This is a genomic window from Pseudomonas sp. BE134 (assembly GCF_031456105.1).
GTDB lineage: Bacteria > Pseudomonadota > Gammaproteobacteria > Pseudomonadales > Pseudomonadaceae > Aquipseudomonas.
The window spans coordinates 48889-65608 of record NZ_JAVDUA010000025.1 but is presented as its reverse complement, the minus strand read 5'-3'; the positions used below and the strand labels follow the sequence as shown (position 1 = coordinate 65608).

Annotated in this window: 11 protein-coding genes; 5 read left to right on the top strand and 6 right to left on the bottom strand. The window is 58.1% G+C overall.

The window, feature by feature from the left end; genetic code table 11:
* The first annotated feature begins 4 nt into the window (after positions 1 to 4).
* A complete protein-coding gene (locus J2Y56_RS20255; RefSeq protein WP_007945779.1) occupies positions 5 to 2098 on the top strand; it encodes an LTA synthase family protein in 2094 nt (697 codons plus the stop codon).
* A gap of 71 nt (positions 2099 to 2169) precedes the next feature.
* Here the strand turns inward: J2Y56_RS20255 and J2Y56_RS20250 are convergent, their stop codons facing one another.
* On the bottom strand, positions 2170 to 2328 hold the full coding sequence (locus J2Y56_RS20250; RefSeq protein WP_177323429.1) for a DUF3309 family protein: 159 nt from the start codon (positions 2326 to 2328) through the stop codon (positions 2170 to 2172).
* A gap of 280 nt (positions 2329 to 2608) precedes the next feature.
* Here J2Y56_RS20250 and J2Y56_RS20245 point away from each other — a divergent pair, with 280 nt between their 5' ends.
* From J2Y56_RS20245 to csrA, 3 genes are all read left to right on the top strand, one after another.
* Entirely contained in the window at positions 2609 to 3424 is an 816-nt protein-coding gene (locus J2Y56_RS20245; protein WP_007945782.1) for an SDR family oxidoreductase, read from the top strand.
* 63 nt (positions 3425 to 3487) lie between these two features.
* Positions 3488 to 3820 (top strand): YnfA family protein, encoded by a 333-nt coding sequence (locus J2Y56_RS20240; protein ID WP_310333827.1) that lies wholly within the window; start codon positions 3488 to 3490, stop codon positions 3818 to 3820.
* A 153-nt stretch (positions 3821 to 3973) separates the two neighbouring features.
* Entirely contained in the window at positions 3974 to 4159 is a 186-nt protein-coding gene (gene csrA, locus J2Y56_RS20235; RefSeq protein WP_007945784.1) for a carbon storage regulator CsrA, read from the top strand.
* 5 nt (positions 4160 to 4164) lie between these two features.
* On the opposite strand, the gene J2Y56_RS20230 is transcribed toward csrA, so the two are convergent.
* The 4 genes from J2Y56_RS20230 to J2Y56_RS20215 all read right to left on the bottom strand — a co-directional run bounded on the left by J2Y56_RS20230 (position 4165) and on the right by J2Y56_RS20215 (position 9624).
* Positions 4165 to 4392, bottom strand: coding sequence for a YheU family protein (locus tag J2Y56_RS20230; protein ID WP_007945785.1), 228 nt, complete (start codon positions 4390 to 4392; stop codon positions 4165 to 4167).
* A 377-nt stretch (positions 4393 to 4769) separates the two neighbouring features.
* On the bottom strand, positions 4770 to 5960 hold the full coding sequence (locus tag J2Y56_RS20225; protein ID WP_007945786.1) for an osmoprotectant NAGGN system M42 family peptidase: 1191 nt from the start codon (positions 5958 to 5960) through the stop codon (positions 4770 to 4772).
* 142 nt (positions 5961 to 6102) lie between these two features.
* The gene (ngg, locus tag J2Y56_RS20220) at positions 6103 to 7848 is read right to left on the bottom strand and encodes an N-acetylglutaminylglutamine synthetase (protein ID WP_007945787.1); all 1746 of its coding nucleotides are present in this window, start codon (positions 7846 to 7848) and stop codon (positions 6103 to 6105) included.
* A gap of 3 nt (positions 7849 to 7851) precedes the next feature.
* Positions 7852 to 9624: an N-acetylglutaminylglutamine amidotransferase gene (locus J2Y56_RS20215; protein ID WP_310352234.1), complete on the bottom strand. Its 1773-nt coding sequence runs from the start codon at positions 9622 to 9624 to the stop codon at positions 7852 to 7854.
* 297 nt (positions 9625 to 9921) lie between these two features.
* Between J2Y56_RS20215 and J2Y56_RS20210 the strand changes: the two genes are divergently transcribed.
* The gene (locus J2Y56_RS20210; RefSeq protein WP_310352232.1) at positions 9922 to 14724 is read left to right on the top strand and encodes an NEL-type E3 ubiquitin ligase domain-containing protein; all 4803 of its coding nucleotides are present in this window, start codon (positions 9922 to 9924) and stop codon (positions 14722 to 14724) included.
* Between the two features lie 6 nt (positions 14725 to 14730).
* Here the strand turns inward: J2Y56_RS20210 and mnmC are convergent, their stop codons facing one another.
* Positions 14731 to 16710 carry a bifunctional tRNA (5-methylaminomethyl-2-thiouridine)(34)-methyltransferase MnmD/FAD-dependent 5-carboxymethylaminomethyl-2-thiouridine(34) oxidoreductase MnmC gene (gene mnmC / locus J2Y56_RS20205; protein WP_310352231.1) on the bottom strand — a complete coding sequence of 660 codons (1980 nt, stop codon included), beginning with the start codon at positions 16708 to 16710 and terminating at the stop codon, positions 14731 to 14733.
* Between the last annotated feature and the right edge of the window lie 10 nt (positions 16711 to 16720).

Here is a 16720-nt window from a genome sequence, read left to right as displayed (position 1 = left end):
CGACATGGCAATCCCGGACGCCCTGAATCAGCAGCGAGCTTCTAGTCGCCTGCTGCAACCGACCGTCAAATCGCATCTGGCCTACACGCTGTTATGCGCCTTGATCATGATGGTCATGTTCAGCCTGCTGCGTGTTGCGCTGCTGGTCTACAACCGCTCGATGATCCTCGACACACCGGCTGCGACCTTCCTTGAAGCGTTCGCCAACGGCCTGCGTTTCGACCTGCGTCTGGTGGTCTACCTCTGCGTTCCGCTGGTGCTGGCACTGTTCAGCGCCCGGGCCATGGCGGCTCGTGGGTTCTTCCGCTTCTGGCTGACCCTCACGTCGAGCATCGCGCTGTTCCTTGGTCTGATGGAGATGGACTTCTACCGTGAGTTTCACCAGCGCCTCAACGGCCTGGTCTTTCAGTACGTGAAAGAAGACCCGAAAACCGTGATGAGCATGCTCTGGTACGGTTTCCCGGTGGTTCGCTATCTGCTGGCATGGGCCTTTGGCACATTGATCCTGACCCTTGCGTTCAAGGGCGCGGATCGTGCGACCCGGCCTCGCGGCCCGTTCAGCGGTGGCAGTATCGGCACGCGCCAGATCGCCCCGTGGTATGCCCGCATCGGCGTGTTCGTCGTCTGTCTGCTGATCTGCGTGGTCGCGGCTCGTGGCACCCTGCGTCAAGGCCCACCGTTGCGTTGGGGTGATGTCTACACCACCGACTCGATCTTCGCCAACCAGTTGGGCCTCAACGGCACACTGTCGCTGGTCGAGGCGGCCAAGAGCCGGATGTCCGAGGATCGCGACAACATCTGGAAAGCCAGACTGCCGCAGCCGTTGGCTCAGCAGACCGTGCGTGACCTGTTGGTGATGAAAGACGACAAACTGGTGGATGCCGAAACAGCCGCCGTGCGTCGCGACTACACGCCATCGGCCGACAAGACCCTACCGATCAAGAATGTGGTCGTGATCCTGATGGAAAGCATGGCCGGTCACTCGGTTGGCGCGCTGGGCGGGCCGGGTAACATCACGCCGTACCTCGACAAACTGTCGAAGGAAGGCCTGATGTTCGACCGCTTCTTTTCCAACGGTACCCATACCCACCAGGGCATGTTCGCCACCATGGCCTGCTTCCCGAACCTGCCGGGTTTCGAATACCTGATGCAGACCCCGGAAGGCAGCCACAAACTGTCCGGCCTGCCGCAGTTGCTCAGTGCCCGTGACTTCGATGACGTGTACGTCTACAACGGCGACTTCGCCTGGGATAACCAGTCGGGCTTTTTCAGCAACCAGGGCATGACCAACTTCATCGGTCGTAACGACTACGTGAATCCGGTGTTTTCTGATCCGACCTGGGGCGTATCCGACCAGGACATGTTCGACCGTGGCCTGGTAGAGCTCAAGGCTCGGGAAAACGGCAAGCCGTTCTATGCCTTGCTGCAAACGCTGTCCAACCATACGCCATATGCTTTGCCGACCCCTTTGCCGGTCGAGCGCGTGACTGATCGCGGCAACCTCAATGAACACCTGACCGCCATGCGCTACTCCGACTGGGCGCTGGGTCAGTTCTTCGAGAAGGCGCGTAAAGAGCCGTACTTCAAGGAAACCCTGTTTGTCATCGTGGGTGACCATGGTTTCGGTAACGAGCAACAAATCACCGAAATGGACCTGGGACGTTTCAACGTTCCGATGCTGATGATCGCGCCCGGTATCCAGGAAAAGTTCGGCCAGCGTGACCACACCGTGGGCACTCAGATCGACATCGTGCCGACCATCATGGGCCGTATCGGTGGCGAAGTGCGCCATCAGTGCTGGGGTCGTGACCTGCTCAACCTGCCGGAAGGTGACACTGGTTTTGGCGTGATCAAGCCGTCGGGCAGCGAACAGACTACGGCCATTATCACGGCTGACCAGATTCTGGTGCTGCCGAAAGAAAAGGAAATGGAGCCTAAGGTGTACCGCTACGAACTGGGCGCCAATCCGCGTGCCGAGATCGTTCCTAATGATCCACGCACAGCCGAGTTGAAGCTCAAGCTCGAATCGTTCCTGCAAACAGCGACCAAAAGCCTGATCGACAACACCGCCGGTGTAGTTGATGGCAAGCCGGACTAAGTTTTCGGCACAATAAAAAAGAGGCCCTTTTTCAAGGGCCTCTTTTTTTGTCTGTTAACTCGATATGTCCGTTATATCCGGCCAAGCAACAGCAGGACCAACAGCACCACCAGCACCACACCGATGATACCCGACGGGCCATAACCCCAACTTCTGGAGTGGGGGAAAACCGGCAGACCACCGATCAGCAAGAGGATCAGAATAACGATCAGAATTGTGCCCATGTCTATTTCCTTGTTGAAAGTGTTCTGGAATGACCTGTCATTTAACTGTCAGCTGGAAGGCAAAATTTTCTAGCTGCTTACAAAGTCCGACCGGTGCGCGAGTCGGAAAATTCCATGTTTTTTTAATGTTTTTCGAAGGCATGCTTATTTCATTTAATACAGCGTTAGTTGAGTGACACGCGCCCACGGTTTGCTCGGGCCATTCAGCAATCTGATGGAGCGTGGGTCGGGCAATGTCCTTCGCTACACTCAGCGCATCTTCCCCGGAACCACAAGGCTGTTTGCTATGCAAAATCGCATGATGATCACTGGCGCGGGCTCGGGCCTGGGTCGCGAAATCGCGCTGCGCTGGGCGCGCGAAGGCTGGCAACTGGCATTGTCGGATGTCAGTGAACCCGGCCTGCAGGAAACCCTGAAACTGGTTCGTGAAGCCGGTGGCGATGGTTTTGTTCAGCGGTGCGATGTACGCGATTACAGCCAGCTGACCGCATTCGCCCAGGCCTGCGAAGAAAAGCTGGGCGGCATCGATATTATCGTCAATAACGCCGGTGTTGCTTCCGGTGGCTTCTTCAGTGAACTGTCGCTGGAAGACTGGGACTGGCAGATCGCGATCAACCTGATGGGGGTGGTCAAAGGCTGCAAGGCATTCCTGCCGCTATTGGAAGAAAGCAAAGGCAAGATCATCAACATCGCGTCGATGGCCGCCCTGATGCAAGGCCCGGCCATGAGCAACTACAACGTGGCCAAGGCCGGAGTGGTGGCGTTGTCGGAAAGCCTGTTGATCGAACTGGCACAGCAGGAAGTGAGCGTGCATGTGGTGTGCCCGTCGTTCTTCCAGACCAACTTGCTCGACTCTTTCCGTGGTCCGACCCCGGCGATGAAGGCGCAGGTCGGTAAATTGCTGGAAAGTTCGCCGATCACCGCCACTGACATTGCCGACTACATCTACCAACAGGTGGCCGCCGGCGAGTTCATGATCCTGCCTCACGAACAAGGCCGCATGGCTTGGGCGATCAAACAGAAGAACCCACAACTGCTCTATAACGAAATGACCGTCATGGCTGACAAAATGCGCGCCAAGGCCAAACAAAACGCTGGCTGAACTTGCCCGTAGGCATCAGCGTCGATAGGGTGGCCGCCACGGCCATCCTCACGAGGCATCTGCATGCTCAATTACCTGTGGTTTTTCCTCGCGGCGCTGTTTGAAATCGCCGGTTGTTTCGCGTTCTGGATGTGGTTACGCCAAGGCAAAAGTGTTTTGTGGGTTGTGCCGGCGCTGCTCAGCCTGACCTTGTTCGCATTACTGCTGACCCGAGTCGAAGCCACCTACGCCGGGCGCGCCTATGCCGCCTACGGTGGGATCTACATCATCGCCTCGATCGGTTGGCTGGCGGTGGTCGAGCGAATCCGTCCCTTGAGCTCGGACTGGATCGGCGTGTCGCTGTGTGTGATCGGGGCCAGCGTCATTCTGTTTGGCCCGCGCTTCTCCGCGTCCTGAAGGATCGGTCCTGCATTCAATCGATTTGTCGGACACTTCCGTCAGGGGTGATCATCTAGCCTTGTAGGGCAGGACTGATTTGCCGCCATCGCATTGAAGGCCCGTTAAACGCCGGGCATCTTCAAGGGCCGGCAATCCTCAAGGACCAATACCATGCTTGTACTCAGTCGCGTTGTGGGCGAGGTGATTTCCATCGGTGACAACATTTCAGTGCGTATCCTCGACGTCAGCGGCAACAGTGTGCGCTTTGGCGTTGAAGCGCCGCTGAGCGTGAATGTGCATCGGGCTGAGGTTTATGAGCGCATCCAGGCCAAACTGGCCAAGACCAAGGGTCGCTGAACCGTTCAGTCAAACAGATGCTTGGGCACATCGTGCTTGAGCATCAATTGGCATTGCTCGCTTTCCGGGTCGAAAACGATCAGCGCCTGACCTTTGGTCAATGCCTGGCGGACCCGTAACACACGGGTTTCCAGTGGCGTGTCATCGCCATTGTCCGTACCGTCACGGGTCACGAAATCCTCGATCAGGCGGGTCAGGGTGTCGACTTCAAGTTGGTCGTAGGGAATCAGCATAGGCACCTCGGCTAAACAATGGCGCGATGCTACGGCGAATGATGGGTGGCGGCTAGCCTCGGCCTGTGCGGCCGCTATCACGAGCAGGCTCGCTCGCACAGGGTAATGCGATCAACCTGTGGGAGCGGGCTTGCCCTAATGCCGATCAGTTAAGCCGAACCGCACTTTGTAGCAGCTGGCGCAGCCTGCGTTCGGCTGCGTAGCAGTCGTAAAACATGAGTTTGGGGTCCGCCTGAAACACCGCATCGGCTGATTTCACGACTGCTACGCAGCCGAACGCAGGCTTCGCCAGCTGCTACGGTTCGCGTTAAGGCTTAACTGATCGGCATTAGGGCTTGCCCGCGATGGCAGTTTTTCAGGCGACGAGGATACCTTGATCAGCTATCGGACCGCTGCCCCACCAGACTATCCACCGACGGCACCCGCGTATCACTTTCCATCTGCGTGTCGTGTTCAATCTGATGACTGAACCGGTCCAGAGACCCCTTCGCCGGTTGCGCATCGCTGGCAAACACCGGCGGGCTCAGAATGTAGGCACCCAGCAAACGGCTCAATGCCGCAAGGCTGTCGATATGCGTACGCTCATACCCGTGCGTCGCATCGCAACCAAAGGCGAGCAGGGCGGTACGAATGTCATGGCCGGCAGTGACCGCCGAGTGCGCATCGCTGAAGTAATAACGGAAGAGGTCGCGGCGTACCGGCAATTCGTTGTCGCTGGCCAGGCGCAGCAAATGTCGCGACAAGTGATAGTCATAAGGCCCGCCGGAATCCTGCATCGCCACACTGACTGCGTGTTCGCTGGAATGCTGGCCGGGCGCGACGGGCGCAATGTCGATGCCGACGAATTCGCTGACGTCCCACGGTAACGCCGCAGCCGCGCCGCTGCCCGTTTCCTCGGTAATGGTAAACAGCGGATGGCAGTCGATCATCAACTCTTCGCCACTGTCGACGATGGCTTTCATCGCCGCGAGCAATGCAGCAACGCCGGCCTTGTCGTCCAGATGACGGGCGCTGATGTGTCCGCTTTCGGTGAATTCCGGCAAGGGATCGAAGGCCACGAAATCGCCAACGCTGATCCCCAGCGAGTCGCAGTCGGCACGGGTGGCGCAATAGGCATCCAGGCGCAACTCGATGTGATCCCAGCTGATCGGCATCTCGTCCACAGCAGTGTTGAAGGCGTGCCCGGAAGCCATCAGCGGCAACACGCTGCCGCGAATGACGCCGTTGTCGGTAAACAGGCTGACCCGACTGCCCTCGGCAAAACGACTGGACCAGCAACCGACCGGCGCCAGCGTCAATCGACCGTTATCTTTTATGGCGCGAACCGCCGCACCGATAGTGTCCAGGTGCGCGGAAACCGCGCGGTCGGGGCTGTTTTTCTTGCCTTTGAGGGTTGCACGGATGGTTCCGCGACGGGTCATTTCGAACGGGATGCCCAGCTCTTCAAGGCGTTCGGCGACATACCGCACGATGGTGTCGGTGAACCCGGTCGGGCTGGGAATGGCGAGCATTTCCAGCAGGACTTTTTGCAGGTAGTTGAGATCCGGTTCGGGAATTTTGCTGGTCATGGAAACTCCTGATGAATGAAGAGCTGATCGTTCCCATGCTCTGCGTGGGAATGCAGCCGGGGACGCTCTGCGTCCCAAGGGCGGACGCGGAGCGTCCGGTGAGGCATTCCCACGCAGAGCGTGGGAACGATCAAGAAGGGAACTAGGCAGCCGGCTGACTATGCGGAAACAACAAATCCACAAATCGCTCAGCCGTCGGCTGCGGTTCATGGTTGGCCAGGCCGGCGCGCTCATTGGCCTCGATAAACACATACTCCGGCTGATCGGCAGCGAGCACCATCAAGTCGAGCCCGACCATCGGGATATCCAGCGCCCGCGCTGCACGAACGGCCGCATCCACCAACGTCGGATGCAGAATTGCCGTGACGTCCTCCAAAATCCCGCCCGTATGAAGATTCGCCGTACGTCGTACGAACAAATGCTCGCCCGCCGGCAGAATACTGCTGTAGTCGTAACCCGCCGCATGCAACGTGCGCTGGGTCTCATGATCCAGGGGGATTTTGCTCTCGCCACTGGTCGCCGCTTGCCGTCGCCGGCTCTGGGCTTCGATCAGCGCGCCGATGGAGTGCTGGCCGTCACCGACCACCTCTGCGGGCCGTCGAATCGCCGCCGCCACCACCTCAAACCCGATCACCACAATCCGCAGGTCAAGGCCTTCGTGAAAACTTTCCAGCAGCACTCGACTGTCGAACTGGCGGGCGACTTCGATGGCTTGCTGCACTTCTTCAATCGTCCGCAAATCCACGGCAACGCCATGGCCTTGTTCGCCATCCAGCGGCTTGACCACCACCCGTTCGTGCTCATCGAGAAACGCCAGGTTGTCATCAGCGTTGCCCGCCAATTGTTGCGAAGGCAGGTTCAACCCGGCGGCTTTGAGTACTTTGTGCGTCAGACTTTTGTCCTGACACAAAGTCATACTGATAGCGCTGGTCAGGTCGCTCAACGATTCGCGGCAGCGCACCCGGCGCCCGCCATGGCTGAGCGTGAACAGGCCGGCGTCGGCATCATCCACATGCACATCTATGCCGCGTCGATGGGCTTCCTCGACGATAATCCGTGCATATGGATTAAATTCGGCTTCCGGCCCCGGCCCGAGAAACAGCGGCTGATTGATGCCGTTCTTGCGCTTGATGGCAAAGGTCGAGAGGTTGCGAAAACCGAGTTTGGCGTAAAGGTTTTTCGCCTGCCGGTTGTCGTGTAGAACCGACAAGTCGAGGTAACTCAGCCCACGGCTCATGAAGTGCTCGATCAAGTGGCGCACCAACACTTCGCCCACGCCTGGTCGCGAACAGTGCGGATCGACCGCCAGGCACCACAGGCTGCTGCCGTTTTCCGGGTCGTTGAACGCCTTATGGTGATTGAGGCCCATGACACTGCCGATGATCGCATCGCTGTCTTCGTCCTCCGCCAGCCAGTACACCGGGCCGCCCAGGTGACGCGGGGTCAGCAGACTTGCATCGATTGGCAACATCCCGCGCGTCTGATACAGCTGATTGATTGCGTGCCAGTCCGCATCGCTCTGTGTCCGACGAATGCGAAAGCCGCGAAACACACGGGTGGCCTGACGGTAATCACTGAACCACAACCGCAAGGTGTCGGACGGATCCAGAAACAGTTGCGCCGGTTCCAGCCCCAGGATTTGCTGAGGCGCGGCAACGTACAACGCAATGTCGCGCTCACCCGGCTGCTCATTGAGCAGCTCCTGGGCGAGGCTGGCCGGATCGGGAAAGGTGTGCCCGATCAGTAACCGGCCCCAGCCGCAGTGCACAGCGATCGGCGCGGCACTCAGTTCGCTGCCATCCTCGGCCAGGCGCGCCTGCAAACGCTCATAAGAAGGCGTCTGGCCGCGCAGCAAGCGTTGGCTGTAAGCCGTGGCATGAGGTTTCATCGGTCAGATTCCTTGTTCACTGAGCCACAGGTTCAGGGCCGCCAATTGCCACAATTTGGAGCCGCGCAGCGGAGTCAATTGACCTTGCGGGTCAGTCAGGAGACGGTCGAGCATGGCCGGGTTGAACAGGCCGCGATCCTGAGCGGGATCGAGCAGCAAGTCGCGCACCCAGTTCAACGTATCGCCTTGTAAATGCTTGAGACCGGGTACCGGGAAGTAACCTTTCTTACGGTCGATGACTTCACTCGGAATCACCAGGCGCGCCGCCTCTTTCAAGACCTGTTTGCCGCCGTCGGGCAGTTTGAATTTGCCCGGCACGCGAGCCGACAATTCCACCAGCCGATAGTCGAGAAACGGCGTGCGTGCTTCCAGGCCCCAGGCCATGGTCATGTTGTCGACGCGTTTGACCGGGTCATCCACCAGCATCACCGTACTGTCCAGACGCAGGGCCTTGTCCACCGCCGCGTCGGCGCCGGGCTGTGCGAAATGCTCTTTTACAAAGTCACCGGCTGCGTCATTGGCTGTCAGCCATTTCGGCTGCACGGTGGCGGCGTAATCGTCGTAGCTGCGATCAAAAAATGCATCACGGTAAGCCGTGTAGGGATTGCTTGCGCCCTCGACCTGGGGATACCAGTGATAACCGGCAAATAACTCATCCGCGCCTTGGCCGCTCTGTACCACTTTGCAATGTTTGGCCACTTCGCGGGACAGCAGATAGAAGGCGATGCAGTCATGGCTGACCATCGGCTCGCTCATGGCGCGGAATGCTGCGGGCAGTTGCTCGATGATCTCTTTTTCGTCGATGCGCAATTGATGGTGTTGGGTGCCGTAGTGTTTAGCGATCAAATCCGAATACTGAAATTCATCTCCACGCTCGCCGCCGGCATCCTGAAAACCGATGGAGAAGGTCGACAGGTTTTCCACGCCAACTTCCCGCAACAGCCCGACCAGCAGGCTCGAATCGACACCGCCCGAGAGCAATACACCGACGTCGACCGCCGCACGTTGACGGATCGCTACCGCTTCGCGAGTGCTGTCGAGCACGCGGTCACGCCAGTCTTCGAGGGTCAGGTTCATTTCGTCGGCGTGGGGGCCGTAGGGCAGGGTCCACCAGGTTTTCTGCGTGGTGCTGCCATCGGCTTCGATGCGCATCCAGGTGGCTGGCGGCAACTTTTCAATGCCGGCCAGCAAAGTGCGAGGCGCCGGGACCACGGCGTGGAAGTTCAGGTAATGATTGAGTGCCACCGGGTCGAGCATCGGGTTGATGTCGCCACCCTTGAGCAGCGCCGGCAACGCCGAGGCAAAACGCAGTCGTTGGCCGGTGCGCGACAGATACAGTGGCTTCACGCCGAGTCGGTCGCGGGCGATGAACAAGCACTTGGCGTCACGTTCCCAAATGGCGAACGCGAACATGCCGTTGAGCTTGGGCAGCAACGCTTCGCCCCACGCGTGATAACCCTTGAGCAGCACTTCGGTGTCACCGCCGGAATAGAAGGCATAACCGAGGCTTTCGAGCTCGTCGCGCAGTTCCGGGAAGTTATAGATCGCGCCGTTGAAGGCCAGGGACAAGCCCAATTGATTGTCGATCATCGGCTGCGCCGAGCCGTCCGACAGGTCCATGATTTTCAGGCGCCGATGGCCAAGGGCAATCGGTCCTTGAGCATGAAAACCCCAGGCATCCGGACCGCGAGGGGCCAGGTGATGGGTGATTCGTTCAACGGCCGCGAGGTCCGCCGGTTGATGATCAAAGCGTAACTCGCCAGCTAATCCGCACATAAAGTCCTTACCGGTTTTTCCGTTGGGGAGGGTCAATCGATACCCGGTCAAAACGACGGGTACTCAGAAACTGACCCAGTGGGGCTGTGGGAGTTTTAGATCGATAAGTAATAAGGCCGCACGGTGGGCAAGGCCCGCATACCCGGAATAGCGGGAGCGGTTGCGGTATATATTGCTGCCATACATTGAAAATGCTGCTGCAAAAACGCCTGGATACCCTTGGTTTTCGAGTTATTCAAGCTTCGTTGAACAAGCTACTTTATGGGCTTCTTCTGCTTGCAATAAGGAACATTGCGAATGTCAGACAAGGACTCCCTTACCCCCGCTCCCCGGCCATTTTCGGATACAGACCGGTTATCGGCATTGATCGACATGACTGGCGATCTGGAAAGTGCCGAAACGCTTCAAAAAACCTTGTCAGTGGAGTTGACCGAGGCTGCGCCGGAACAGATTGCTGCTTTTGCCAGTGCGATGCGTGAACTTCACGCCAGTCAGCTCAAAGTTCAGCCAACGCTTGATGCGCTCAAGCCGCTGTATGAGTTCTGTCGCGTTGAACTGACCCAGGCGTTAACGGAGCAGTTTGCTGTGGCATTCGATGTTGAAAAGGACGGTATTGAACTGCCGGGATTCGATTGTGGTTGCCCCGGATCAACAGAGCCTGATGATGTTGCCAAACAGAAAGTGATCGCCAAGCGCAGCCTGTTACTGGCTGCGATGCATAATTTTACCGAGGACGAAACGGCTGACGATGGCTTTCCTCCGGGCGCAATTGTGCGTGTGGTTTCAACGCCGGAAGGTTTACCCAAGTTGACGCCCTCGGCATTTGCCAAAGTGTGCCGCGATCTCGACTTGGGGAAGCGTTATCAAACGCATTTAGAAACAACCTTCAAGCCTGCTGCGGTCAGTGCGGACATCCGCCAACTCAAAATGAGTGCCCTGAAGGTTGATGCCCATGCAGCGTTGTTAAAAGGCCACATTGGCGATTCGGCTTTTCAGATGTTGCAAAGCCTGGAGTCAAACAGCGGCGCGGGCAACGCTTCGGGTATGAAGTCCATCCTCTACGACAACTCCCCGGTTCATGTGCAAGGACTGGAGTTGTTCGGCACCTGTATCTGGGGCGTAGTTATCTTTTCAAAACGCTCGCTAAAGGATCATCCGGTTGGCGGGTGTGTGGTGTACATGCCGAACGAGCCGACCCGGCCGTTATACGAGTACAGCACGTTCGTGCTGTTCGAGCATTATTTGACCCAACACCTGAAAGTCCGCACCTACGCTGATTTTTTTTCCGGTTACATCGATGAGAGCAAAAAAGCCGACTTTTACACCTCGGTCACCCAACAGAAGGCCTCGAACCTGCAGACGCCTCCTATTCCGGCGATGCTGTTCAGTTTCCTTTACCAGAGCCTCGTCACAAAGATGCAGAGTGATGCTTTGGTGCTGGCCGTGCCTACGGCGGAGGTAGACGCCGAAACACGTCGCAAACGCCTGGAGGAATATGAAGAAGCCGGGTTGCTGATCGCCAACATCGCTGGTTTTTTTGTTCCGGTGTTGGGGCAATTGATGATGGGGGTTGCCGTTGGACAGTTGTTGGGCGAGGTCTACGACGGCATTGAAGACTGGCGTCACAATGACAGGGCGGACGCGATGGCCCACCTGCTCAACGTTGCAGAAAACATTGCCATGATGGCGGCGTTTGCGGCCGGCTCCAAAGTGATCGGTTCACTGGTCAAGAGGACTGTCGAGCAGCATCCGGATTTTTTCGGTCGGTTCACCACCATCAACAATGCGGCGGGTAAACCCAGGCTCTGGTTGTCGGACGGGACGCCTTACCGAAAGCCATTGATGACGGATGTGATCGCCGATGGAGAGGGCATCTATCGAGTGAATGAACAGCGATTCATCAAAATCGAAGATGCCCTTTATGAAATTGAATTCGATACGACACTGGCCAAATGGCGAGTCAGGCATCCCTACCGTCTTGCTGCGTTTTCACCCTTTGTCGAACACAACGGCGAGGGAGGCTGGCGCTTTGCTCATGAACAGCCTGAGGAGTGGACCAGCGGCCTCTATGTATTGAAGCGCATTGATCCAGGTCTGGCAGCGTTTGATGAAGGCCGGCTTGAAGCTCTCCGGAAAATCACCGATACCTCAATCAGCCGGTTACATTATTTTGCCGAAGAGAACAGGGGGTTATCAGCCCGGTTCAAGGACAGCGTGGAGCGTTTTCGCATCGAGCAGAAGCTGACTGATTTCATTGCGGACATGGAGAAAGGCGACACACGACGTTCCGAGTATGCCCAGGAGCAGCTGCATACCTTGCCGTCTCTGCGGGGTTGGCCCGCAGACCGTTACATCGAAGTGCTCGATAACGAGGGCAAGATCACCGCGATGTACCCGCCAACGACGTTGGTCCCGGACGAAGAGTTGAGTGTTGAAGTGACCGAGGCGCAGTTAGCCAGGGGCGAGTTGCTGGATACGGTGGTGGCCGGGCTTTATCAGAGTGAGATCGATGCATTGCTGGGCAAGAACGTCGCCAAAGGTTCAGAGAGCGGACTGCTTGCGAAGAAAATCGGAGCAGTGGTAAAGGCTGATCGCAGATCCGTCTTCAAGCACCTGTATCAACGGCATGACCAGAGCGTCGTCAGCGATGTGCAAAAAATACGCAGCGTCTTTTCCGAACTTCCCGCCGGTCTGGCGCAGGAGTTGATCGAAGCCTCTACCAGCACCGAACGCCTGCGCCTGCGAGCAACAGGACGGATTCCCATGGGGCTGGCGCAAAACGTCCGGCAAATGTTGGCCGATATCCGTCTGGACCGGGCCCTGGCCGGGTTTTCGTTACCCGAAATTGCCGATACCGACACGCGGAAGCTGGCCATACCATTGCTTTCCCGTCTGCGCGGCTGGAGCAACGATGTGCGGATTGAGCTCCGTGAAAGTTCTCCCACCGGTACATTGACGGCCAGTGTGGGTAACGAAAACGCGGCACTCAAACGAGTCATCATCAGCACTGCCAATGGACACGAAGCGTTCGGCAGCGACGGTAAGTCGCTGGGCGCCGCTTCGGGGGCCAACAGCCTCTACAGCGCGATCTTGCGCGCGCTCCCCCTGGAAAAACGCACCGCCATGGGCATCGCCGGTATCGGGGATAGCGATGCGTGGCGCTTGCGTGATGACTTGCTGGGCAAGGGTGTTGAGGATAGAGCTATCGCAGAGCGGCTGTTTTCAGGTGCGGCTATCGAAGAGGCGGCTCCGTCCGGCGACTGCCTGCAAGCCGATGAACCTGCACCCGGCTCGCTTCACCCTCGAGCGCTGGTTCGCAAGGTCAGAAAACTCTACCCACTGTTTACCGAAACGCAGGCCCGGACGTTTCTTGATGGGTTGGGCAGTGACCACTTGACGCGGGCGAGGGAGGTCAGAAATCGACAACAGGCGTTGAAAAAGCTACGGAGCGTGCTCAGTACCTGGCGCGCGGATGAGAGCGGTCCAAGGTCGCCGACCGAGAGTCTGAGTGAGCGGCGCCAGAGCCGACTCCAAGTGTCAGACATGATCGAAAAAAGTTGGCGTCGTCTGTTTTTTGTACGCAATGAAAAGGGTATTTCGGTGCCGGGTTTGAATCTGAACGAGATGCGCGTTGGCAAGCTCCCGATATTGCCCCCTGAGCTGACGTTCGATCACGTGAAGTACCTGTCGCTCAAGAACATGGAGCTGGATAACGATGTGGCGTATTTCCTCAAGGCGTTCAAAAACCTGGAATCCCTGGAACTGGACACCAACAAGCTGACCCTGCTGCCGGAAGTACTTTCGCTGATGCCCAGGCTCAAACACCTCAGCCTGGCGAACAACGATCTGCAATTGACCGAGCAGACCTTGAAGAAGTTGAACGGCATGCGAGCCCTTGAAAGCCTCAAACTGAACGCTAACCGTCGGCTCAGTGCAACGCTGGATGTCGGCCGGTTGTTTGATTTGCGTTATCTGTCATTGCGGGACACTCGCGCGACTGAAATGCCGAAAAATCTGGCACGCCTACCCAATCTGGACCGGGTTGATCTGCGCGACAATGAGATCAAGGAGTTACCGGACTGGCTGTTTGGCAGCACCCGCCGGTTCAGCGAAACGCTCAACCTGCGGCATAACCCTCTTTCGGAGAACAGTCAGACCCTGCTCGAGCAATATCGCGAACGGGTCGGTGTTGGCATGGGATACCTGGAAGACGATATTGCCCGCTTGAACGAGCAACAGGCACGGGAACGCTGGTTGCCGGATGAGTGGGCCTCGACTGCGCGGACTGCAACATGGACGGCATTCAAGGACGACTCTGCATCTGATGGTCTGTTTCGATTACTGGCCGAGCTGGGGGACACCGCCGATGCCGAATATGTGCGCGAGGACATGACCCGACGAGTCTGGAGCGTACTGGACGCAGCCCAGAGCAATACCTCGTTGCGCGAGCAGGTGTTCGAACTGGCGGCCAACCCGATCAATTGCACGGATGCGGCGGCACTGAATTTCAGCCATCTGGAAGTGGCGACGGAAGTGGACAAGGTGATCAATCCGATCGGGAATGTGCGTTCTACGGCGGCGGGTTTGTTGACGCTGGGGCGCGGTCTGTTTCGGCTTGAGGAACTGGAGATGATCGCTCAAAGCCACATCAAGCGGGACCCCAAGGCTGATCCGCTGGAAGTCAGCCTCGCCTATCGAACCGGGCTGGCCACCACACTGGATTTGCCGGGGCAGCCCACACATATGCGCTATGCCTCTTTGAGCGGTGTGATACAGGCGGATCTCGACAAGGCGGAGGGCAAGATAAAAAGCGCCGAGTTGTCACCGCAATTTAAGAGGTTTCTGATTCGCCAACCGTTTTGGACGGATTACCTGAGTCGCCATTACCCTGGGCGATTCGCCTCCATCAGCGCGACGTATCCGCCAAAGTTGCAAGCGGTATTCGATAAGGCCGAGAGCCTGAAGACTGCCGACTATCTCAGTCAGGTCTCGGTGATCAAAACCGAAAAGGAAACCGCGGAGAACGCCGTTTTCGAGCGCTTGACTGAGGACGTCATGAAAATGGTGGAACTGGGCACTTGCTCTTTGGCGGACAGTTGAGCGGATTCATTTACCCCGGATCAAACGTCGCAAGGCAAATCGGTTTGGATGACAGGCTTCGGCCACTGCTCTGGGCACAGGCAGTGGTTCGACATCCAGCCACGCAGCCAGCAACTCGCCCGACAGCGGCGCGGTGATCAGCCCTCGTGAACCATGGCCGCTGTTGACGTACAAACCGTCCAGCCATGGGCAAGGGATGTCCGGGGTTTGCCGGGCATCCTTGCTCAGGGCGATGTAGGCGTCGGCGAAAGCCTGGCTATCGGCCATGGGGCCGACAATCGGCAAGTAATCAGGGCTGGTGCAGCGAAAGGCCGCGCGACCTTCAAGTGCTTCAGGTTGCAAGGTGTCTGCGCCAAGCCGAGCAACCAGGTCCTGCGAAATTTCTTCAAGCATGTGCAGGTTGCCGGCATGTTCGGCTGCCGTTGGCGTCAGGTCATCGTTGTTGAAATCGAAACTGGCGCCCAGCGTGTGTTCACCCAAGCGTGCCGGGGCGACATAACCTTCGGCGCAGACGACGGTGCTCAGGCTTTGGCTCTCAGGTGTCTGTTGCAGGCGAGTAATTTGCCCGCGAATCCGTTTGAGCGGAAGCTCGCTGCTATATGGGAAGCGCTTGATCTCGGCTGCGCCGGCGAGCACCACGACGGGAGCGTCAGCCAATAATGATGCGCCATCCCAGGCTTGCCAGTGCCCGTCGACACGGCGCAGTTCCAGCACATCGCGATGGGTAAGAATCTGGATATTCGGATGCTTCGCTTGCCAGTGGCACAGGGCGGGCGGATGCACCCAACCACCTTCGGGGTAAAACAGACCGCCCGAGTGCAGCGCGATACCGGCGCGTATCTCGGCGTTTTCTCGATCCAGGACGTGCAGCAGGTCCTCGGGGAACGCCGCCGCCAACTGCGCCTGACGCTCCGCTTCCTTGGCATTGAAGGCAAGTTGCAAGACCCCGCAACCGTCCCAGTCGACACCGCGCTGCAAATGTTCGAGCAAGCGCCGCGTGTATCCAAAACCGCTGACGATCAACTGAGACAATGCGGTGCCATGGGCCGAAAGCTTGAGGTACAAAACACCTTGTGGATTGCCCGAGGCTTCTTGCGCCAGCGCGTCATGGCGCTCCAGCAAACTGACCTGCCAGCCCCGTGTGGCGAGGCTGGCGGCCGTGGCGCATCCGGCCAGACCGGCACCAATTACCAAGGCTCGACGTTCGCCATTCGATGGTCTCGGTCGAGCAAACCAGGGTTTTGCAGCAACTAGTGCCTCGGGGTCTTCGGGCCAGCCAAGGAACACACCCCGCAGGATTTCCCACTTGTGGCCAATGCCCGGTGTGCGCTTCATCTTGAAGCCTGCCGCGTTCAGCAGCCGGCGCACCCAACCGGTGCTGGTGAATGTGCTGATGGTCGAGCCAGGCGCTGCCAGCCGTGCCAGCTCGGCAAACAGTTCGGCGGTCCACATGTCGGGGTTTTTCGCCGGGGCGAAACCATCGAGAAACCAGGCGTCAACCTGCGCGTCCAGTTGCGGCAACTGCTCCAGCGCATCGCCAATCAGCAAGGTCAGTATCACGCGGCCGTTGTCCAGGACCAGTCGCTGGAAGCCTTGATGGATCGCCACGTACTGCGCGAGCAATGGATCGGCGAACTGTTTGAGTTCTGGCCATAACGCCAGCGCCCGTTGCAGATCGGGCAAACTCAGCGGGTATTTTTCAACGCTGACAAAGTGCAGTCGCGCACCCGGCACCGCATGCTGTTCAAACAATTGCCAGGCGCACAGGAAATTCAATCCGGTACCAAAACCGGTCTCGCCAATGACCAGTCGACCACCGTCCGGCAACGCAGCAAAGCGTTCACGCAAACCGTTCTGCTCAAGGAACACATAGCGGGTTTCTTCAAGGCCCGACTTGTCCGAAAAATACACGTCGTCGAACACCCGCGAATAGGGGCGACCCTGGTCGTCCCAGTCGAGTTGGGCGTGAGGCAGTACAGGTTTCATGGCAGGCTCG

Excerpts from the sequence above, each read along its gene's own strand:
- J2Y56_RS20245 (WP_007945782.1), top strand. The coding sequence starts at position 2,609 with ATGCAAAATCGCATGATGATCACTGGCGCGGGCTCGGGCCTGGGTCGC.
- csrA (WP_007945784.1), top strand. The coding sequence starts at position 3,974 with ATGCTTGTACTCAGTCGCGTTGTGGGCGAGGTGATTTCCATCGGTGAC.
- J2Y56_RS20240 (WP_310333827.1), top strand. The coding sequence starts at position 3,488 with ATGCTCAATTACCTGTGGTTTTTCCTCGCGGCGCTGTTTGAAATCGCC.
- J2Y56_RS20215 (WP_310352234.1), bottom strand. The coding sequence starts at position 9,624 with ATGTGCGGATTAGCTGGCGAGTTACGCTTTGATCATCAACCGGCGGAC.
- J2Y56_RS20225 (WP_007945786.1), bottom strand. The coding sequence starts at position 5,960 with ATGACCAGCAAAATTCCCGAACCGGATCTCAACTACCTGCAAAAAGTC.
- mnmC (WP_310352231.1), bottom strand. The coding sequence starts at position 16,710 with ATGAAACCTGTACTGCCTCACGCCCAACTCGACTGGGACGACCAGGGT.
- J2Y56_RS20210 (WP_310352232.1), top strand. The coding sequence starts at position 9,922 with ATGTCAGACAAGGACTCCCTTACCCCCGCTCCCCGGCCATTTTCGGAT.
- J2Y56_RS20255 (WP_007945779.1), top strand. The coding sequence starts at position 5 with ATGGCAATCCCGGACGCCCTGAATCAGCAGCGAGCTTCTAGTCGCCTG.
- ngg (WP_007945787.1), bottom strand. The coding sequence starts at position 7,848 with ATGAAACCTCATGCCACGGCTTACAGCCAACGCTTGCTGCGCGGCCAG.
- J2Y56_RS20230 (WP_007945785.1), bottom strand. The coding sequence starts at position 4,392 with ATGCTGATTCCCTACGACCAACTTGAAGTCGACACCCTGACCCGCCTG.